The sequence below is a fragment of the Pseudomonas canadensis genome (assembly GCF_030980095.1).
GTDB lineage: Bacteria > Pseudomonadota > Gammaproteobacteria > Pseudomonadales > Pseudomonadaceae > Aquipseudomonas > Aquipseudomonas canadensis.
The window spans coordinates 3,399,580-3,418,928 of record NZ_CP133298.1 but is presented as its reverse complement, the minus strand read 5'-3'; the positions used below and the strand labels follow the sequence as shown (position 1 = coordinate 3,418,928).

Genomic DNA, 19,349 nt, shown 5'->3' with positions numbered 1-19,349 from the left:
TTGCGGCGAATTTTGTGCTGCATCCTGTGTCAGACCCAGTGCATGACCTGACGGGCACTATCAGTCATTTCTGGTACTCGCGGGCGTTGAAATAGCCGGTTTCTTTGCCGGATATTGCGGGTTGCCCAAGTAGCAACCCAGTGCCTGCTTACCGATGACCGAATATGTCGCAGCGTCGCAAGCAGCGGGCTTCCCACACTCGTTAAGCTGCGCAACGGATGTGCCCTGTGCCGGGAACCTGACCTGCCCGTCGTACCGTCGCCTGGCAAGGCGTATGTCCAATGGAAGTTGTATGTGACCTGACTGTCTTGTCCAGCTTCACTCACCTGTCACCCTGATTCGCTAGTGTGCTTATATCAGTACCAGCGAACAGCGCTGACGGTCTCCCCGCAAGGGGATAACACGCGACGCTTCCATCAATAACAAGCCCAAGCGGAGTACCACAGATGGCGTTCTTCACCGCAGCCAGCAAGGCCGACTTCCAGCATCAACTGCAAGCGGCACTGGCGCAGCACATCAGTGAACAGGCACTGCCACAAGTGGCGCTGTTCGCTGAACAATTTTTCGGCATCATTTCCCTGGACGAACTGACCCAGCGTCGCCTTTCCGACCTGGCCGGTTGCACTCTTTCTGCGTGGCGCCTGCTTGAGCGCTTTGACCATACCCAACCGCAAGTGCGGGTCTACAACCCCGATTACGAACGTCATGGCTGGCAGTCGACCCATACTGCGGTCGAAGTGCTGCACCATGACCTGCCATTCCTGGTGGACTCGGTCCGTACCGAGCTGAACCGCCGCGGCTACAGCATCCACACCTTGCAGACCACCGTGCTCAGCGTACGCCGTGGCGCCAAGGGCGAGCTGGTGGAAATCCTGCCAAAAGGCACCCAGGGCGAAGGCATCCTGCAAGAATCGCTGATGTACCTGGAAATCGACCGCTGCGCCAACGCCGCCGAACTGAACGTGCTGAGCAAAGAGCTGGAGCAGGTGCTGGGCGAAGTACGCGTGGCCGTGGCTGATTTCGAACCGATGAAAGCCAAGGTCCAGGACCTGCTGGCCGGTATCGACGCGAGCCAGTTCAGCATCGACGGCGAAGAGAAGGCCGAGATCAAGAACTTCCTGGAATGGCTGGTGGGCAACCACTTCACCTTCCTCGGCTATGAAGAATTCGTGGTACGTGACGAGGCGGATGGCGGTCATATCGAATATGACGCCGATTCGTTCCTCGGCCTGACCAAACTGTTGCGCGCCGGCCTCACCGCCGACGACCTGCGCATCGAAGACTATGCCGTGGCCTACCTGCGTGAGCCGACCGTGCTGTCGTTTGCCAAGGCGGCGCACCCGAGCCGCGTACACCGCCCGGCGTATCCGGACTACGTGTCGATCCGTGAGATCAGCGCCGACGGCACAGTGATCAAGGAACACCGCTTCATGGGCCTGTACACCTCGTCGGTGTATGGCGAAAGCGTGCGGGTGATTCCGTATATCCGTCGCAAGGTCGCGGAAATCGAACGCCGCTCCGGCTTCCAGCCCAAGGCTCACCTGGGCAAGGAACTGGCGCAGGTGGTTGAAGTGCTGCCACGCGACGATTTGTTCCAGACCCCGGTCGACGAACTGTTCAGCACCGTGATGTCGATCGTACAGATCCAGGAACGCAACAAGATCCGCGTATTCCTGCGCAAAGACCCTTACGGTCGTTTCTGCTACTGCCTGGCCTATGTGCCACGCGACATCTATTCCACCGAAGTGCGCCAGAAGATCCAGCAAGTGCTGATGGATCGCCTGAAGGCGTCGGACTGCGAGTTCTGGACTTTCTTCTCCGAGTCCGTGCTGGCCCGTGTACAGCTTATCCTGCGGGTTGACCCGAAGAACCGCCTGGACATCGACCCGCTGCAACTGGAAAAAGAAGTGGTACAGGCTTGCCGCAGCTGGCAGGACGATTATTCCAGCCTGGTGGTGGAAAGCTTCGGCGAGGCCCATGGCACCAACGTGCTGGCGGACTTCCCGAAAGGCTTCCCGGCCGGTTACCGCGAGCGTTTCGCTGCGCATTCGGCCGTGGTCGACATGCAGCACCTGCTCAGCCTGACCGAAGCCAACCCGTTGGTAATGAGCTTCTACCAGCCGCTGGGCCAGGTTTCCGGCCAGCGCGAGCTGCATTGCAAGCTCTACCACGCCGACACCCCGCTGGCGCTGTCCGACGTGTTGCCGATCCTGGAAAACCTCGGCCTGCGTGTGCTGGGTGAATTCCCGTACCGTCTGCGCCATGCCAATGGCCGTGAGTTCTGGATCCATGACTTCGCGTTCATTGCCGCCGAAGGCGTGAACCTGGACATCCAGCAGCTCAACGACACCCTGCAGGACGCGTTTGTGCACATCGTGCATGGCGACGCCGAAAACGATGCGTTCAACCGCCTGGTACTGACCGCCGGCCTGCCATGGCGCGACGTGGCGCTGCTGCGTGCCTACGCCCGTTACCTGAAGCAGATCCGCCTGGGCTTCGACCTGGGTTACATCGCCAGCACCCTGAACAACCACACCGACATCGCCCGCGAATTGACCCGGTTGTTCAAGACCCGCTTCTACCTGGCGCGCAAGCTCACCGCCGAAGACCTGGAAGACAAGCAGCAACGCCTGGAGCAAGCGATCCTCACCGCCCTGGACGACGTCCAGGTGCTCAACGAAGACCGCATCCTGCGTCGCTACCTGGACCTGATCAAGGCCACCCTGCGCACCAACTTCTACCAGACCGACGCCAACGGCCAGAACAAGTCGTACTTCAGCTTCAAGTTCAACCCGCACGCGATCCCTGAATTGCCTAAGCCAGTGCCGAAGTTTGAAATCTTCGTGTACTCGCCACGGGTTGAGGGTGTGCACCTGCGCTTCGGCAACGTCGCGCGCGGCGGCCTGCGCTGGTCCGACCGTGAAGAAGACTTCCGTACCGAAGTGCTTGGCCTGGTAAAAGCCCAGCAAGTGAAAAACTCGGTCATCGTGCCCGTGGGTGCGAAGGGCGGCTTCCTGCCGCGTCGCCTGCCATTGGGCGGCAGCCGGGACGAGATCGCGGCCGAGGGCATCGCCTGCTACCGCATCTTCATTTCCGGCCTGCTGGATATCACCGACAACCTGAAAGACGGCGCCCTGGTGCCGCCGGCCAACGTCGTGCGCCATGACGACGATGACCCGTACCTGGTCGTCGCAGCGGACAAGGGCACTGCGACCTTCTCCGACATCGCCAACGGCATCGCCATCGACTACGGCTTCTGGCTGGGCGATGCGTTCGCGTCCGGTGGTTCCGCCGGTTACGACCACAAGAAGATGGGCATCACCGCCAAGGGCGCGTGGGTCGGTGTGCAGCGTCACTTCCGTGAGCGCGGTATCAACGTGCAGGAAGACAGCATCACCGTGGTGGGCGTCGGCGACATGGCCGGTGACGTGTTCGGTAACGGCCTGTTGATGTCCGACAAGCTGCAACTGGTCGCAGCGTTCAACCACCTGCATATCTTTATCGATCCAAACCCGAACCCGGCCACCAGCTTCGTCGAGCGCCAGCGCATGTTCGAGCTGCCACGTTCGGCCTGGACCGACTACGACACCAGCATCATGTCCGAAGGCGGCGGTATCTTCTCGCGCAGCGCGAAGAGCATTGCCATCTCGCCACAGATGAAAGAGCGCTTCGACATCTCGGCCGACAAACTGACCCCGACCGAACTGCTGAACGCCTTGCTCAAGGCGCCGGTGGACCTGTTGTGGAATGGCGGCATCGGTACCTACGTCAAGGCCAGCACCGAAAGCCATGCCGACGTGGGCGACAAGGCCAACGACGCGCTGCGCGTCAATGGCAACGAGCTGCGCTGCAAGGTGGTAGGCGAGGGCGGCAACCTCGGCATGACCCAGCTGGGTCGTGTGGAATTCGGCCTCAATGGCGGCGGTTCCAACACCGACTTCATCGACAACGCCGGTGGTGTGGACTGCTCCGACCATGAAGTGAACATCAAGATCCTGCTCAACGAAGTGGTGCAGGCCGGTGACATGACCGACAAGCAACGCAACCAGTTGCTGGCGAGCATGACCGACGAAGTCGGCAACCTGGTGTTGGGCAACAACTACAAGCAGACCCAGGCCCTGTCCCTGGCTGCGCGCCGTGCCTACGAGCGTGCCGCCGAGTACAAGCGCCTGATGAGCGACCTGGAAGGCCGTGGCAAGCTGGACCGCGCCATCGAGTACCTGCCGACCGAGGAGCAGCTCACCGAGCGCGCCGCGAATGGCAAGGGCCTGACCCGTCCGGAGCTGTCGGTGCTGATCTCCTACAGCAAGATCGACCTCAAGGAAGCGCTGCTCAAGTCCCTGGTGCCGGATGATGACTACCTGACCCGTGACATGGAGACCGCGTTCCCACCGAGCCTGGTCGCCAAGTTCTCCGAGGCCATGCGTCGCCACCGCCTGAAGCGTGAGATCGTCAGCACCCAGATCGCCAACGACCTGGTCAACCACATGGGCATCACCTTCGTTCAACGACTCAAGGAGTCAACGGGCATGAGTCCGGCGAACGTTGCTGGCGCTTATGTGATCGTGCGTGACATCTTCCACCTCCCGCACTGGTTCCGTCAGATTGAAGCCCTGGACCACCAGGTTTCCGCTGACGTGCAACTGGAGTTGATGGACGAACTGATGCGCCTGGGCCGCCGCGCGACGCGCTGGTTCTTGCGCAGCCGTCGCAACGAGCAGGACGCTGGGCGTGACACCGCGCACTTCGGTCCGCACCTGGCGGCGTTGGGCCTCAAGCTCGACGAACTGCTGGAAGGCCCGACCCGCGAAGGCTGGCAGAACCGTTACGGCAAGTACACCGAAGCCGGTGTGCCGGAGTTGTTGGCACGCATGGTTGCAGGCACTACTCACCTGTACACCTTGCTGCCGATCATCGAAGCCGCCGACGTGACCGGGCATGACGCCGCTGAAGTAGCCAAGGCCTACTTCGCCGTCGGCAGCGCCCTGGACCTGCCGTGGTACCTGCAGCAGATCAGCGATCTGCCGGTGGCCAACAACTGGCAGGCCCAGGCCCGTGAAGCCTTCCGCGATGACGTGGACTGGCAGCAACGCGCGATCACCATCTCCGTGCTGCAAATGGCCGACGCGCCACAAGACATGGAAGCCCGCGTGGCCCTGTGGCTTGAGCAGCACAAGGACATGGCAGAGCGTTGGGTGGCGATGATGGTGGAAATCCGTGCCGCTGTGGGTACGGACTACGCCATGTACGCGGTGGCCAACCGTGAGTTGCTGGACCTGGCGTTGAGCGGTCAGTCGGTGCTGCAACCGGCGTGATTCAGCTGTAAGACAAAAAGCCCCGTATCCTGAGATACGGGGCTTTTTTTTCGGTTAAAAACTGGCATTGGCCAGGCACGGCTGGATGACTCTTTTCAAGCCGTTGTTGTTTGTAGGCAACAAGAACGTTGCGGTCAGCGGTTTGCCACCCTCTTTGGCGGGCGCTATTGAGAGTTTTAGTGTCTGGCCGCGTGAGGCATCGCTGGCCCAATAGGCTAATTCGTCGTGCGGAACAGTAGCACTGAGCGCAAATATCGTACCGATCTGGAATGCACCGCCGTAAGTCCAGACGCCGTTTACCGAGTGATCGATGGCCGTGCGTGTTGCAGTAGTGATGCGCAATGGCCCATTTGCGCTGGCGTCTGGTCCTTCGAATGGCGCGATGTCAAAGCCCAGTGATTCCGGTGTGATTTGCAGTGCAATGCTGGCGGTCGGGCTCTTTGGGAAACAGCTGATCTCAAGGCTGGCCTTGACGTGGTAGTCGCCGTAAGCGCTGCCACCGAAGGTGCGGGCGGTCAGCATCGGGCTATCCGCGTAGGGTTGTTCAACCAACCACACGGGGGTTGCCGGGGTGATGATGTCAGTCCCGGCAGTTAACGCGTCGCCGGCCCGTAGATTGGCACTGAACTGCGTAATGACCAGGCCAGTGACCAGTGCGAAAGTGAGGGGGTGCATAGTGCTATTCATCCGTGTCCAAGGCTTTAGGAATGAACGCAGTTTTGCAGTTCTATAACCGTCCGTGCTGTCGGTGATTTCGTAAATCAGCGTTGTAATTGTAGTCAGTCAGGGTGGGCCATCTGGTCCTAGTGGCTGAGCAATTTGGCTTCCAGGTGATCCAGATGTTGGGTCATCAGGTTTATTGCGCTGTTCACATCGCGTTGTTCTACGGCATCCACAATCGCTTCATGCTCTTGCCACGCGCAATAGGTGCACGCCTTCGCTTCGTACTGGGCAATGATCAAGGAGGTCAACGGCACCAGGCTGTTGAGAAATTGCGCCAAGGGCGCGTTACGCGCCATCGCTGCGAGTTGCAGGTGGAATTCTCCGGAGAGGCGAATGGCTGGCCCGCGTTGGTCCCGTTCAATATGCTCGCGTTCCTGAGCAATCAGTTCGCGTAGATGCCGGATTTGCGTCGACGTGGCCTGCGCACAGGCCAATTGCACCACGGTGATCTCCGTCAGCCGCCGCGCTTCCAGGATTTCCCGGGCTTGCTGCGCATCCGGCGCAGCCACCTGGGCGCGCTGGTTGGGACGCAGAATGATCACTTGCTGATGGGACAGCTTTGCCAATACGCGGCGAATCACGCTGCGGCTCACCCCGAAGATCTCGCCCAGGCCTTCTTCGGTAAAGCGGCTGGCCGGGGCGATACGCTGTTCAAGAATGGCGTCGAACAGGCGCGGGTAGATGTCATCGACCGAAGGCTTTTTACCGGCGACCAGGCGCAGGGTCGGGAGGATAGGTTCGTAGTGCAAGGCGTGGGCGGTCATGGCCTGTCTCCAAAAAATCAGCTACCCAGATGGTCGTCCGGGATGTTCAAGCGAATGCCCATGCGCAAGCCTTCCTGAAGGATGTGCCGACGCATCTCGGCGCTGGCCAGGGCGCTGTTCTTGTTGCGGATGGCGCGCACCACGGCTTCGTTTTCCTGCAGGCGCTCTGCCAGGTGTTCTGGCGAGTTGCGCAGTACCTGGGCGCTTTGCTTGAGGGCGTTGCTGGTCTGTTGCACCACGTTCTGGAAGATCGGGTTGGAGGTGAGGGCGAACAGTTCTTCGTGAAAAGCTATGTAGGCATTCATTCCGGCCTCTGCGTCACCCGCGTCGAGGGCTTCGCGCATGTCCATCAGGGTCAGGCGCAGTTGGCCGACTTCCTTGCTGCTGATGGACTGGGCCACCAGGCCGACGATGAAGGGTTCGAGGGTGTAGCGCAGTTGCAGGATGTCTTCCAGGCTGGCGTCGGCCACGGCGTCGCTGGATTGCGGCTCGCTGACGCTGGTTTCCAGCACCACCACGCCTTTGCCGGGCATGGAGCGCACCAGCCCGAGGGTTTCCAGTACGATCACCGCTTCACGCAGGCTGGGGCGGCTGATGCCCATCTGTTCGGCCAGTTCGCGCTGACCGGGGAGCATTTCGCCACGGCGCCACTGACCCCGCGCCAGGGCGGCGCGGAGTTTTTCTACCACTGAATTGACGACGGTTGAGGTGCTGATCACGTCTACCTCTCCTTTATGTTGCGACTACATTAGCGAGCATGGCGACTTTTAACTGTGGGAGCGGACTTGCTCGCGAATGCGGTCATTCGGTCAATCCATCTGTGACTGACCCAGCGCTTTCGCGAGCAAGCCCGCTCCCACATTTGAACGGTGTCGCTCATGAAATCGGTCAGAACTCTTGGTGCGCGGGCAGTACCGGTTTCTTGGCCTGGAAGGCATACCCTTGCTGGCCGTCGAGCACCTTGTTGGCGCGCTGGATGTCGATGTCTTTTTCCCAGCGGGCGATGGCCACGGTGGCGACGCAATTGCCGATCAGGTTAGTCAATGCGCGACCGATGCCCATGAACCAATCCACCGCCAACACCAGCACCAGGCCCACCACCGGGATCGCCGGAATTGCCGTGAGCGTCGCCGCCAGGATCACCAGCGCTGACCCGGGGATCCCGTGGGCGCCTTTGGAGGTGATCAGCGATACCAGCAGGATGGTCATCAGATCAGTCATCGACAGCGGCGTGCCGGTGGCGTTGGCGATAAACACGATGGCCAGGGTCAGGTAGATGGAGAACCCGTCGAGGTTGAACGAATACCCGGTCGGAATCACCAGGCCCACGGTGGAGCTGCCGATGCCCAGATGTTCAAGTTTACGCATGATCTGTGGCAGCACGGCGTCGGAGGAGGCGGTGCCCATCACGATCAGCAGCTCTTCACGCAGGTATTTGAGCAAAGGCAGCATGCGCAGGCCCGACAGACGCATTACCAGGCCGAGGATCAGCCCGACGAAGGCAAAGCAGGTCAGGTAGAACAATCCCACCAGGCTGCCCAGGTGTTGCAGGGAATCCAGGCCGTAGGTGCTGGTGGTAAAGGCAATCGCGCCGAACACACCGATGGGCGCGAGGCGCACGATCATGCCCATGATGCGGAAGATCACATGGCTCAGTTCATTGATCAGCCGCGAGATGCCCGAGGCGGCTTCGCCCACCAGATTCAACGCACTGCCGAACAGCACCGAGAACAGCAACACCTGCAACACGTTATTGTCGGCAAAGGCGCCGATCACCGAGTTGGGGATCAAGTCCATGAGGAACTGGCTAGTGCCGCGGATGTGCTGGCCCTTGTCGGCCAGTTCATTGAGGCCGGCGGACGACAACTGCTCCAGGTGGATATTGGCGCCTTGGCCGATACCGGTGCTGAAAGCCATCACCAGGCCGATCACCAGGGCGACGGTGGTCAGGATTTCAAAGTAGATCACCGACTTGAGGCCGATGCGTCCGACTTTCTTCAGGTCGCCCGCGCCGGAAATGCCGCTGACCACCACGCAGAACACGATCAGGCCGATCAGCATCTTGATCAGCTTGATAAAGCCGTCACCCAGGGGTTTGAGTTGCGAGGAGAATTCGGGAAGGGCCAGACCGCAGAGGATGCCGAGCATCAGGCCAATCACGACTTGCAGGAAAATCGAACGCGAGCACCATCTGAGCATGGGAGGGATCTCTATTCGGTGCCCTGGTGGTTCCAGGGCTTAATTGTTGTGGTCTTACCGGTAAGTCCAGTGCGCGGCCAGTCTACGCCCGGTATTTTTGAAATCACAAGCAATTATTTGGCGGTTGACAGGTCCCGGTCTGACCAGTTGGTCGGTAAGGGTGGTGCTTGAGCGGTTGGCGCGAGGGAAAATTTTTCGCTTATCATCCGCCGCTCGGCACATGAGGTGATGGATGGACACACCAGGACTGACCACTGACGAAACCGGGCAGACCTACTGCACCTGGCGCACAGCGGCGCCGGAATACCCGCGTTACCACGACTCGGAGTGGGGCGTGCCGGTGGCGGATGATATCCAGTTGTACGAGAAGATCTGCCTGGAGGGTTTCCAGGCGGGCATGGCGTGGATCACCATCCTGCGCAAGCGTGAGCAGTTTCGGGTGGCGTTCGAGGGTTTTGATTTTCGCCGGGTCGCGCAGTATGGCGAGGCGGATATCGCACGGTTGATGCAGGATCCGGGCATCGTGCGTAATCGGGCCAAGATTGTGTCCACCATCAACAATGCGCGCCGGGCTTGTGAGCTGGTGGACGAGTCGGGTTCGTTGGCACGCTGGTTGTGGGCGTTTGAGCCCATTGAAGATGAGCGCCCGACACAAGTGGATATGGCTTATTGGACGGGCAACCCCACATCACCGGCTTCGGTACGTTTGTCGAAAGCCTTGAAGAAGCGTGGTTGGACCTATGTGGGGCCGACCACAATGTACGCGTTGATGCAGGCGATGGGGATGGTCAATGATCATCTTGAGGGTTGCGCGTGTCGCGCGCAGATCGAAAACCTGCGCGGCCAGTTCAAACGCCCCTGAGTCACTGACGCTACTCGCTTGAACCTGTAGGCGCCGGATTGCCGGCGATACCGGTCTATCAGGCACAGATGTGTTGGCTGAACCACCGTGATCGCCGGCAAGCCGGCTCCTAAAACGTTTGTTATTTTGGAAGGGGGGTAAGCACCTCAGCTTTGTCATCCAGTACCATCACCACCAGCAACTTGGCCGGTTTTGTCTGGCTGGCGTTGCTCGATTCAAAGTGCCGCGAGCCCGCAGGTTCGTAGAACGATTCACCGACCTGGTAGGTCTTCGCTTTCTCATCATTCACCCGCGACGTAATCGCGCCTTCCAGCACATAGGCCACGGCCGTACCCGTGTGGCTGTGGGGCACGGTGGCCTGGCCGGGGGCGTAGTCTACGGTGAGCATGATGGTTTTCTTGCCGGGTACATTGGTCAAAGCGTGTTCTTGCAGAACCTTGATCGACTCCTGGTTGTACACCGGTTCGTGGGCAAAGACGCTGAGCGAGGCGAGCATCAGGGAGGCGGCGAGCAGTCGTTTCATGGCGAAGTTTCCGAGTAGTTCAAGACTTCTTCACCCTACGCCGCAAGGCCTGGGTGACCAATGACCAATCCTGGCTAAGACCAGGAGACCAATACTTCAGTGGTCGAAATCCAGGCGACGGGCCAGGTGTTCACGGGTCAATTCGATAAAGCCTTGCAGGGCCGGTAATGCGAAGTGTGCGCTGAGCTGCTCGGCACAGGCCCAATGACCCGTGACGATCCACAGATCGCGGTCTATCGGGTCGCGGTGCACCCTGTAGTCCAGGCAGCCGGGGGCGGTGCGCACGGCGTCGCCTATCTGCTGCAGGCGCTCGCCCAGTTCCGCTGAGCGCCCGGCTACTGCACGGACATGGACAGTGTTGAAGGCACAGGCTGGCATGGCGATGGTCTCCGAGGTCGGGTCAGTGCACAGGCTAGAGCCTGACTGAGCCAGGACCAATGACCAATCCGGCGGAAAATCCACTAGCCAATCTGCTGAAGAATGTCTCGCACCTTGTCCAGCGCCGGGTCGATGTCCAGGGTTTCGATGGCGCCGAAGCCGATGATCAGCCCCGGGCGGACCGGCACATCGTGGAAGAACACATCCAGGGGATACAAGCCCACTTCTACCTGGCGTGCCAGTTCCATCAGCAGGGGAATGTTCACCGGCACCTTGCACAGCGCGGCCATGTGAAAGCCGGCCACGGTTGGTACCGCTTCGAACCACGGCGACAAGTCGCCCGCCAGGCGTTGCAGGATGCGTTCACGGCGCCCGGCGTAGACCGTGTGGCAGCGACGGATATGCTTGAGCAGGTAGCCTTCACTGATGAACTTGGCCAGGGCCCATTGCGGCAGTGTGGAACTGTGCTGGTCGGTCAGCTGCTTGGCCTTGAGGACTGCGCCATAAATCGCGGGTGGCAGCACCGCGTAACCGAGGCGCAGCTCCGGCAGCAAGGTTTTCGAGAAGGTGCCGACGTAGGTCACCACGCCACGGGTGTCCATGCTTTGCAGGGAGTCGGTAGGTCGCCCTTCGTAGCGGAACTCGCTGTCGTAGTCGTCCTCGATAATGATCGCGCCCAGTTCGAACGCCCGCGCCAGCAAGGCTTCACGGCGCGGCAGGCTCATCGGCATGCCGAGCGGGAACTGGTGGGAGGGCGTCACGTAGATCAGGCGTGTGCCGTCGGGAATCTGGTCGACGCGTATACCCTGTTCGTCCACCGGCACGCTGGCGACACGGGCGCCCATGGCCATGAACATCTGGCGCGCGGGGCTGTAGCCGGGGTCTTCCATGGCGACGATGCTGCCCGGTTCCAGTACCACACGGGAGATCAGGTCCAGCGCCTGCTGCGCGCCGTTGGTGACCACGATGTCGCTGTCACGGCAGTTGACCCCGCGTGAAAACGCGATATGCCCGGCAATGGCACTGCGCAGCGCCGGCAAGCCTTCGGGCTGGCTGTAGAAACCGCTGTTTTGGGCGATGCGGCGTAGAGCGTCCTGTGTGCAGCGCCGCCATTCATCCTGGGGGAACTGGTTGCGGCTGGTGGCGCCGCCGATAAATTCATAGCGCAGCGTGCTGTCGCGGGTGGGGTGGCGCATGGGCGAGGGCAGTGATTGCCACTTCGCCAAGTTGGCGGCGCAGGCCAGGTCGGTGGCGGTTTGCAGGCGTTCGGTCTGTGGCGCACGGGCGTTGACGAAGGTGCCGCGACCGGTCTTGCCGATCAGCAATCCCTCGTAGGTCAGGGTGGCATAGGTGTCCGACACGGTCTTGCGTGACACACCCAACTGCTCGGCGAGCAAGCGGCTGGGCGGCAACTGCGCGCCGGCTGCCAGGCGTCCGGAGCCAATGGCTTCACGCAACTGTTGGTACAACTGTTCGGCCAGATCCTTACGGCCGTTGATCACAACGTGCAGTTCCATGTCTTATTCCGGGCATTTACTTTGCGCCAAGCGTACGCGCGTGCGTGGCAGGCTCAAAATGGTCTCTGCATAAACCGGCCGATTGGCTATAGGGCTTATGCCCTGTGGGTTCTAGGCTGGACTGTCATTGAACCTACCGCCAGAGAGCAATCCCCATGGAACCCCGCCTGGATTACTACACCGCCTCACCGCAGGCGCTCAAAGGCATGCTGATGCTGGAGGCGACGACCTTCGGCTTGTCCATCGAAAAGCCTTTGCTGGAACTGATCAAGATCCGTGTCTCGCAGCTCAACCACTGTGGTTTCTGTACGGACATGCACTCGATGGCGGCACGTCAGCGCGGCGAGACCGAGCGACGTTTGTTCGCGTTATGCGTCTGGCGGGATTCGCCGTTCTTCACGGCGCGGGAAAAGGCCGCGTTGGCCTGGAGCGAATCGGTCGCGACACTGCCGACCTCGGTGGTATCGGATGAACTGTTCGCCGCCGTGCGGGTGGAGTTCAGCGAGCAGGAACTGGTAGACCTGACCATGGCGGTGTCCAGCATCAGTGGCTGGAACCGCCTGGCGGTCAGTTTTCGACAGCAGCCGCCGAATGCCTCACCTCTGTAGGAGCGAGCTTGCTCGCGAAGGTCGTCAACGATAACGCGTGCTGTCTGGAGGCTCGCGGTGGCCTGACTTTCTTCGCGAGCAAGCTCGCTCCTACAGGGTGGGGTGTCGTTTGTGAGATCAGGACAGGAAACCACCGTCCACGTTCAGCGACACACCGGTGGTGTAGCTCGATGCATCGCTGGCCAGGAACAGCACCGCGCCAGCCATTTCGCTCGGGTCGGCCACGCGCTTGAGCGGGATCTGCGCGAGCGCCATTTTCAGGATCGCGTCGTTCTTCACCAGCGCCGAGGCGAACTTGGTGTCGGTCAGGCCCGGCAGCAGGGCATTGCAGCGAATGCCGAACGCTGCGCACTCCTTGGCGAACACCTTGGTCATGTTGATCACGGCGGCCTTGGTCACCGAGTAGATGCCCTGGAATACACCGGGGGAGATCCCGTTGATCGACGCGACGTTGATGATGCTGCCGCCGCCGTTCTCGCGCATCAGCTTGCCGGCTTCCACGGACATGAAGAAGTAGCCACGGATGTTCACATCAACGGTCTTTTGGAATGCACCGAGATCGGTGTCCAGTACGTTGCAGAACTGTGGGTTGGTCGCGGCGTTGTTGACCAGGATATCCAGGCGCCCGAACTGTTCGCGGATACCGGCGAACACTTGGGTGATCTGTTCCATTTCACCGATATGGCAGGCCACGGCCGTGGCTTTGCCGCCATCGGCGATGATTGCGTCGGCCACGTGCTGGCAGCCTTCCAGCTTGCGGCTGGATACGATCACATGGGCGCCTTGCTGGGCCAGCAACTTGGCGATGGCCTCGCCGATGCCACGGCTGGCTCCGGAAACGAATGCGATCTTGCCGTCGAGGTCGAACAGGTGGGTCTTGGACATAGCGGTTCCTTAAAGGGACGATTTGCTGATGACGTTCAGGCTCATCTGCTCCAGCAGCGTGTTCATGTGAATGAACTGCGCAAAGCGTTTGTCCTGGGTCTGGCCATGGAAGAAGCGGTAGTAGATCTGCTGCACGATGCCGGCCAGGCGGAACAGGCCGTAGGTGTAGTAGAAGTCGAAGTTGTCGATCTGGAGACCAGCGCGTTCAGCGTAGTAGTCGACGAATTCACGGCGGGTGAGCATGCCCGGCGCGTTGCTCGGCTGGCGGCGCATCAGTTGCACCGGCGCCGGGTCGGCCGCTTCGATCCAATAGGCGAGGGTGTTGCCCAGGTCCATCAACGGGTCGCCGAGGGTGGTCAGCTCCCAGTCCAGCACGCCGATGATCTGCATCGGGTTGTGCGGGTCGAGGATCACGTTATCGAAGCGATAGTCGTTGTGCACGATGCTGGAGGTTGGGTGGTCGGCGGGCATCTTGTCGTTGAGCCAGGCGCGTACCGCTTCCCAGCGCGGCGCGTCGGGGGTCAGGGCTTTTTCGTAGCGATCGCTCCAGCCAAGGATCTGGCGCGCTACATAGCCTTCCGGCTTGCCCAGGTCGGCGAGGCCGTAGGCGCTGTAGTCCACCTGGTGCAGTTCGACGAACTTGTCGATGAAGCTTTTGCACAGCGCTTCGGTCTTGGCGGCGTCCAGGCCCAGTTCAGGTGGCAGGTCGGAGCGCAAGATGATGCCGTTGACCCGCTCCATCACATAGAACTCGGCGCCGATCACTGACTCATCGGTGCAATGCACGTAGGCCTTGGGGCAATAGGGGAAGCCATCTTTGAGCTGGTTGAGAATGCGGTACTCGCGGCCCATGTCATGGGCGGACTTGGCCTTGTGGCCGAAGGGTGGGCGACGCAGCACGAATTCCTGGCCCGGGTATTCCAGCAGATAGGTCAGGTTGGACGCGCCACCGGGAAACTGGCTGATGGTGGGCGTGCCGCTCAGGCCGGGGATATGGGCCTTGAGGTAGGGATCGATCAGGCTGGCATCAAGTTCTTCGCCTGGGCGAATCTGGGTCGATTGGTCGTTCAGCGCCATGCTTATCCCTTCTGCTTATTCTAAAGGCCTTGGACTATTTCCTAATCTAATGCGCACAACCGCCCAGCGACAAGGTCGGGGCGGTTTAATAGGTTAGCGTGTTGGACGATGATCAGCGTGCCTGATCGGTCATTTAGTGGGCGAGGGCAGGGCAACCGGCGTGAGCACGGGGCGACCGGCGAAGTATTCCACCAGGTTGTCGGCCACGCGCTGCACGGTGTCATGGGCCGCTTCGGGCGACAGGCCCGCGACGTGGGAGGTGAGCACGGTATTGCTGAGTTTCTTGAGGGCGTCGGGCACTTGGGGCTCGTCGTCGAATACATCCAATGCGGCGCCACCGATGCGGCGTTGTTCCAGGGCAGCGACCAGGTCGGCGGTGACCACCACGCTGCCACGGCCAATATTGACCAGGTAGCCATTCGGGCCCAAGGCATCCAGGGCGTGGCGATCGATCAAGTGGCGGGTGCTGGCGCCGCCGGGCGTGGCCAGGATCAGGAAGTCCGCGGTGCGCGCCAGTTCCACCGCAGTGGCGCAGTAGGTGTAGTCCACGTCATCGCGCGGCTGGCGGTTGTGATAACTCACCTCCATGCCAAAGCCCAGGGCTGCACGTTTGGCGATCTCCAGGCCCACCGCACCCAGCCCGAGGATGCCCAGTTGCTTGCCGCCCAGGGACGGGCGCATCACTTTCGGCCATTCGCTGCGTCGTACGGCGGCGTCGGTCTGCGGGATGCCGCGCACCAGCGACAGCAGCAGTGCCATGGCGTGATCGGCCACCGACGGCGCATTCACCCCGGCGCCATTGGTCACGACGATCCCGCGATTGCTGGCGGCTTGCAGGTCTACGTGCTCGTAGCCGGCACCGATCACACAGATGATTTCCAGCAGGGGCAGGGCGGCGATTTCCTCGGCGTACAAGCCCAGCGGGCCACGGGTCAGCACGGCCCTGATCTGGCTGCCATGGGCCTTGATGGCTTCGGCGCGTTCGGCGGGTGTCGGTGCCAGGATCACATGAAAGTCATTGCCCTCGATGATGGGCAGGTATTCGTTGATGGTTTCAACCAGGACCAGAACAGTAGCGGTCATCGGAAGGCTCTTCCTGAAGGGTTTGAGTGGGGGAGTATGCCGTATTTGTGCGATCAGAAGCGGACCTCGGCCGCGCATGTACGCTTCACAAACGCCCCGGCAAGGGTCGCATTGTGATGCTCGATAATCGCTTCGGCCTTGAGTGCCGGTGTGTCCATGCAGGTATGGCCGTCTTCCGGTAGCGCCACCGAAAACCCTAATTCCACGGCGACCCGGCAAGTAGTGTCGATGCAGAACTGGGTTTTCATACCGGCGATCACCAGGTCTTTGACCTGCGCTGCTCTCAGTTGCTGTTCTAGATTTGTGCCCAGGAAGCAGCTGGGGCGGGTCTTGTTGAACAGGTGATCGCGGGACTCATCCACCTCAAGCTCATGCCACAACTGCCAGAGCGGGCTCCCGGCTTCAATCGGTGAACCTGCCGGGCCGGTGTGACGGGCGAAGAAGATCGGGGCGCCAGCATGGCGTGCACGCTGAATCAGCAGGTTGAGGGTGGCGAGCACGCGTTCGCGCTCGAAGGGTTTTTCCGGGCCATCGTATAAGCCGGTTTGCATGTCGATGATCAGCAGGGCGTCAGCCATGGTGTTGCTCCTTGTGATAGCCACATGGACGGAGCAATAAAAAGGCCCCGTCCATTGCTGGCGGGGCCTTGGGTTGAATCTGTGAAGTGTCTAGCTCAGGCACTCACAGCCACCGCGCGACCCGCCGTAAGCGGTCGTGGTGGTGGTGCGGGTGAGGAAGCGCTGGAAAATGTTCATGGCCTGATCATGCCGGGACGGAGGAAGGGCTGTCAACGGCCAGTAGGGCATTTCGTGCAGCAACCAGGAACTCATCTGACAGCTCAATGCCACGTGTCGCACGCGCTAGGGTCACTGCGCCAATCATCATCGCGTAGTTGGCCAGCATTGCCTGGCGATCTCCATCCTGTATCTGCGCAAAGACCTCCAGGGACTTCTCGACGCCCTCAATAAAGGCGTGCTGCAAGGCGCTGTCGGCGGGCTCATGGCACATGTCCGGGGCGAAGGCCGACACAGGGCAGCCATCGCCAGGGTTGTCGCGATGGGTGGCTGTCAGATAAGGCCCCATCACGGCCACGCGGGCAGCCTGTTGATCTTCGCTGTGATCGATTTTTGCCTGCCAGCCCAGGTTCGCTTGCTCGAATGCCTGCTGGCAGGCTTCGGTGGCGAGGGCTTCCTTGGAGGCGAAGTGCCCGTAGAAACCGCCGTGGGTCAAGCCCGCGGCGGCCATGACGTCCGACAGACTAATGCCGTGCAAGCCGCGTTCGCGAAACAGATGCGTGGCAGCCTCGACGATGATTTCGCGATTGAGTTCGGCTTGTTTGCGGGAAACGCGAGGCATGGCAGGGCTCTCTGGATAAACGGCGGATGCTGGATGAAAACTACAGGATCACGTGCGATTCTAAAATAGATTTGTGCGGGAATGTATATTTCACATTCAGCCGCACGCCCCGAATACCGCCGTATACAGGTGCCCCTGCGGGCCTGCACCGCACCACCGTTCCTCAGCTAAGTCTTTGCTTATTCACAAGAATCCCGGACAATCCGGCCCCTTCTATGGTCGGGGCGCTGCCTGTCAGGTTTTTCTGACTCGTCCCGGCCGTGTAAATGCGGAGATCCGACCGGATGAATGATCAGGCCAATAGCGTCGACGAACGCTATGCAACGACACCTGCAACCCTCACAAGCTGGAGCCGCCAGGACACCACCTGGATGCTTGGCCTGTTCGGCACCGCCATTGGCGCCGGTACGCTGTTCTTGCCGATCAACGCGGGCCTGGGTGGCTTCTGGCCGCTGGTGATCCTCGCGCTGCTGGCGTTCCCGATGACCTTCTTCGCCCACCGTGGCCTGACCCGTTTCGTGCTGTCCGGCCGTGAAGGCTCCGACATCACCGACGTGGTCGAAGAGCACTTCGGCATCAAGGCCGGCGCGCTGATCACTTTGCTGTACTTCTTCGCCATTTTTCCGATCCTGCTGATCTACAGCGTGGCGTTGACCAACACCGTCGGCAGCTTCATGGAGCATCAACTGCACATCATGCCGCCGCCACGGGCGCTCCTGTCGTTCGTGCTGATCCTCGGTTTGCTGGCCGTGGTGCGTTGCGGTGAGCAAGTGATCGTCAAGGCGATGAGCCTGATGGTGTATCCGTTTATCGTCGCGTTGCTGTTCCTGGCGGTGTACCTGATCCCGCACTGGAATGGCGGCATTCTCAGCACTGCCAGCGTGGTGCCTGCGCCGTCCGCCTTGCTCAATACCCTGTGGCTGGCGATTCCGGTGATGGTGTTCTCGTTTAACCATTCGCCGATCATTTCGGCATTTGCGGTGGACCAGAAGCGCCAGTACGGCGTCCACGCTGATGAGCGCAGCTCGCAGATCCTGTCTCGCGCGCATCTGCTGATGGTGGTGATGGTGCTGTTCTTCGTGTTCAGTTGCGTGCTGACCCTGTCGCCGGCGCAGCTCGCCGAGGCGAAGGCACAGAATTTGTCGATCCTGTCGTATCTGGCCAACCACTTCAATAATCCGACCATCGAGTTTGCAGCGCCGTTGATCGCGTTTGTGGCGATTGCCAAGTCGTTCTTGGGGCATTACATCGGTGCGAGTGAAGGCCTCAAGGGGCTGGTGCTGAAGACCGGTCGTCGTCCTGAGGCCAAGCGTCTGGACCGGATGACGGCGGCGTTCATGTTGGTGGTGTGCTGGATCGTTGCGACGTTGAACCCAAGCATTCTCAGGATGATTGAGGCGCTGGGCGGTCCGATCATTGCTTCGATCCTGTTTCTGATGCCGATGTATGCCATCCGTAAGGTGCCGGCCATGGCCAAGTACCGTGGGCAGGCGTCCAATGTGTTTGTCACGGCGGTGGGGTTGGTGGCGATCAGTGCGGTGGTTTATTCGTTTTTTGCTTGAGGTTGGTGTGGTCTGTTGGTGTACATATCCGTTGCTGCGGTAACGGCTAAAATTGGTTCCGCTCTTACAGCGGGTCACTTTTTGAAGAGCGCAAAAAGTAACCAAAAACGCTCCGCCCCAACACTCGGCACCTCGCCTAGGCTCGGTGTGCCGTAACGAAGGCTTGAATCCGTGGGCCGCCGCGATGGGCCATCCTTGGCCCAGCGCGGCTAACCCGGCGTCCTGCCGGGTTACCCACGGATTCAAGCCTGCGTTCGGCCAGCGTGTTTGACGGGGCGCCTAAGATCAAGATCAAAAGCGACTCGCTTCGCATCGTGGATACGCGATTTCGTGTAGGAGCCGGCTTGCCGGCGAAAAACGTGAGACCGCCGCGTTTTGTCTGGTTCCCCGCATCATCGTTGAAGACCATCGCCGGCAAGCCGGCTCCTACACGACCGCGTTTGCACTTGCCTTTGCTCCACACCACTCAAGCCGGCTGTCAGGCCGCTGTGCTCTTG

General features: G+C 60.7%; 16 protein-coding genes. 4 read left to right on the top strand and 12 right to left on the bottom strand.

Annotated features, from left to right (window positions below; genetic code table 11):
- Positions 1-446 precede the first annotated feature (446 nt).
- Positions 447-5,315, top strand: coding sequence for an NAD-glutamate dehydrogenase (locus tag RB216_RS15550; RefSeq protein WP_028616469.1), 4,869 nt, complete (start codon positions 447-449; stop codon positions 5,313-5,315).
- Positions 5,316-5,369: 54 nt separating this feature from the next.
- Here the strand turns inward: RB216_RS15550 and RB216_RS15545 are convergent, their stop codons facing one another.
- The 4 genes from RB216_RS15545 to RB216_RS15530 form a co-directional block, all read right to left on the bottom strand.
- Positions 5,370-5,990: a hypothetical protein gene (locus RB216_RS15545; protein ID WP_308907514.1), complete on the bottom strand. Its 621-nt coding sequence runs from the start codon at positions 5,988-5,990 to the stop codon at positions 5,370-5,372.
- A gap of 128 nt (positions 5,991-6,118) precedes the next feature.
- Entirely contained in the window at positions 6,119-6,802 is a 684-nt protein-coding gene (locus RB216_RS15540; protein ID WP_028616467.1) for a GntR family transcriptional regulator, read from the bottom strand.
- 17 nt (positions 6,803-6,819) lie between these two features.
- Positions 6,820-7,521 carry a FadR/GntR family transcriptional regulator gene (locus RB216_RS15535; RefSeq protein WP_028616466.1) on the bottom strand — a complete coding sequence of 234 codons (702 nt, stop codon included), beginning with the start codon at positions 7,519-7,521 and terminating at the stop codon, positions 6,820-6,822.
- Positions 7,522-7,690: 169 nt separating this feature from the next.
- Positions 7,691-9,016, bottom strand: coding sequence for a C4-dicarboxylate transporter DctA (locus RB216_RS15530; protein ID WP_174890959.1), 1,326 nt, complete (start codon positions 9,014-9,016; stop codon positions 7,691-7,693).
- Between the two features lie 217 nt (positions 9,017-9,233).
- On the opposite strand from RB216_RS15530, the gene RB216_RS15525 reads away from it, so the two are divergent.
- Positions 9,234-9,863, top strand: coding sequence for a DNA-3-methyladenine glycosylase I (locus tag RB216_RS15525; RefSeq protein ID WP_308907513.1), 630 nt, complete (start codon positions 9,234-9,236; stop codon positions 9,861-9,863).
- Between the two features lie 121 nt (positions 9,864-9,984).
- On the opposite strand, the gene RB216_RS15520 is transcribed toward RB216_RS15525, so the two are convergent.
- From RB216_RS15520 to pdxR, 3 genes are all read right to left on the bottom strand, one after another.
- Positions 9,985-10,386 carry a cupin domain-containing protein gene (locus tag RB216_RS15520; RefSeq protein WP_068932782.1) on the bottom strand — a complete coding sequence of 134 codons (402 nt, stop codon included), beginning with the start codon at positions 10,384-10,386 and terminating at the stop codon, positions 9,985-9,987.
- A gap of 96 nt (positions 10,387-10,482) precedes the next feature.
- On the bottom strand, positions 10,483-10,764 hold the full coding sequence (locus tag RB216_RS15515) for a putative quinol monooxygenase (RefSeq protein WP_028616462.1): 282 nt from the start codon (positions 10,762-10,764) through the stop codon (positions 10,483-10,485).
- Positions 10,765-10,847: 83 nt separating this feature from the next.
- Positions 10,848-12,281: a MocR-like pyridoxine biosynthesis transcription factor PdxR gene (gene pdxR, locus RB216_RS15510; protein WP_122814565.1), complete on the bottom strand. Its 1,434-nt coding sequence runs from the start codon at positions 12,279-12,281 to the stop codon at positions 10,848-10,850.
- A gap of 155 nt (positions 12,282-12,436) precedes the next feature.
- On the opposite strand from pdxR, the gene RB216_RS15505 reads away from it, so the two are divergent.
- Positions 12,437-12,889, top strand: a complete 453-nt coding sequence (locus RB216_RS15505; protein ID WP_028616460.1) for a carboxymuconolactone decarboxylase family protein — start codon at positions 12,437-12,439, stop codon at positions 12,887-12,889.
- A gap of 117 nt (positions 12,890-13,006) precedes the next feature.
- On the opposite strand, the gene RB216_RS15500 is transcribed toward RB216_RS15505, so the two are convergent.
- The 5 genes from RB216_RS15500 to RB216_RS15480 all read right to left on the bottom strand — a co-directional run bounded on the left by RB216_RS15500 (position 13,007) and on the right by RB216_RS15480 (position 17,290).
- Positions 13,007-13,774 (bottom strand): SDR family oxidoreductase, encoded by a 768-nt coding sequence (locus RB216_RS15500; protein ID WP_010210056.1) that lies wholly within the window; start codon positions 13,772-13,774, stop codon positions 13,007-13,009.
- 9 nt (positions 13,775-13,783) lie between these two features.
- Complete coding sequence (locus RB216_RS15495) at positions 13,784-14,851, bottom strand: phosphotransferase family protein (RefSeq protein WP_308907512.1); 1,068 nt, start codon at positions 14,849-14,851, stop codon at positions 13,784-13,786.
- Positions 14,852-14,980: 129 nt separating this feature from the next.
- Positions 14,981-15,934 (bottom strand): 2-hydroxyacid dehydrogenase, encoded by a 954-nt coding sequence (locus RB216_RS15490; RefSeq protein ID WP_028616457.1) that lies wholly within the window; start codon positions 15,932-15,934, stop codon positions 14,981-14,983.
- A 53-nt stretch (positions 15,935-15,987) separates the two neighbouring features.
- Positions 15,988-16,512, bottom strand: coding sequence for a cysteine hydrolase family protein (locus RB216_RS15485; protein ID WP_122814566.1), 525 nt, complete (start codon positions 16,510-16,512; stop codon positions 15,988-15,990).
- Positions 16,513-16,696: 184 nt separating this feature from the next.
- Positions 16,697-17,290, bottom strand: a complete 594-nt coding sequence (locus RB216_RS15480) for a TetR/AcrR family transcriptional regulator (RefSeq protein WP_308907511.1) — start codon at positions 17,288-17,290, stop codon at positions 16,697-16,699.
- A 284-nt stretch (positions 17,291-17,574) separates the two neighbouring features.
- On the opposite strand from RB216_RS15480, the gene RB216_RS15475 reads away from it, so the two are divergent.
- Positions 17,575-18,852: a serine/threonine transporter gene (locus RB216_RS15475; RefSeq protein WP_122684816.1), complete on the top strand. Its 1,278-nt coding sequence runs from the start codon at positions 17,575-17,577 to the stop codon at positions 18,850-18,852.
- The last annotated feature ends 497 nt before the right edge of the window (positions 18,853-19,349 follow it).

Coding starts and splice junctions, on each gene's coding strand:
- RB216_RS15490 (WP_028616457.1), bottom strand. CDS start 15,934: ATGACCGCTACTGTTCTGGTCCTGGTTGAAACCATCAACGAATACCTG.
- RB216_RS15515 (WP_028616462.1), bottom strand. CDS start 10,764: ATGCCAGCCTGTGCCTTCAACACTGTCCATGTCCGTGCAGTAGCCGGG.
- RB216_RS15540 (WP_028616467.1), bottom strand. CDS start 6,802: ATGACCGCCCACGCCTTGCACTACGAACCTATCCTCCCGACCCTGCGC.
- RB216_RS15485 (WP_122814566.1), bottom strand. CDS start 16,512: ATGGCTGACGCCCTGCTGATCATCGACATGCAAACCGGCTTATACGAT.
- RB216_RS15505 (WP_028616460.1), top strand. CDS start 12,437: ATGGAACCCCGCCTGGATTACTACACCGCCTCACCGCAGGCGCTCAAA.
- RB216_RS15500 (WP_010210056.1), bottom strand. CDS start 13,774: ATGTCCAAGACCCACCTGTTCGACCTCGACGGCAAGATCGCATTCGTT.
- pdxR (WP_122814565.1), bottom strand. CDS start 12,281: ATGGAACTGCACGTTGTGATCAACGGCCGTAAGGATCTGGCCGAACAG.
- RB216_RS15480 (WP_308907511.1), bottom strand. CDS start 17,290: ATGCCTCGCGTTTCCCGCAAACAAGCCGAACTCAATCGCGAAATCATC.
- RB216_RS15475 (WP_122684816.1), top strand. CDS start 17,575: ATGAATGATCAGGCCAATAGCGTCGACGAACGCTATGCAACGACACCT.
- RB216_RS15520 (WP_068932782.1), bottom strand. CDS start 10,386: ATGAAACGACTGCTCGCCGCCTCCCTGATGCTCGCCTCGCTCAGCGTC.
- RB216_RS15525 (WP_308907513.1), top strand. CDS start 9,234: ATGGACACACCAGGACTGACCACTGACGAAACCGGGCAGACCTACTGC.
- RB216_RS15550 (WP_028616469.1), top strand. CDS start 447: ATGGCGTTCTTCACCGCAGCCAGCAAGGCCGACTTCCAGCATCAACTG.
- RB216_RS15495 (WP_308907512.1), bottom strand. CDS start 14,851: ATGGCGCTGAACGACCAATCGACCCAGATTCGCCCAGGCGAAGAACTT.
- RB216_RS15545 (WP_308907514.1), bottom strand. CDS start 5,990: ATGCACCCCCTCACTTTCGCACTGGTCACTGGCCTGGTCATTACGCAG.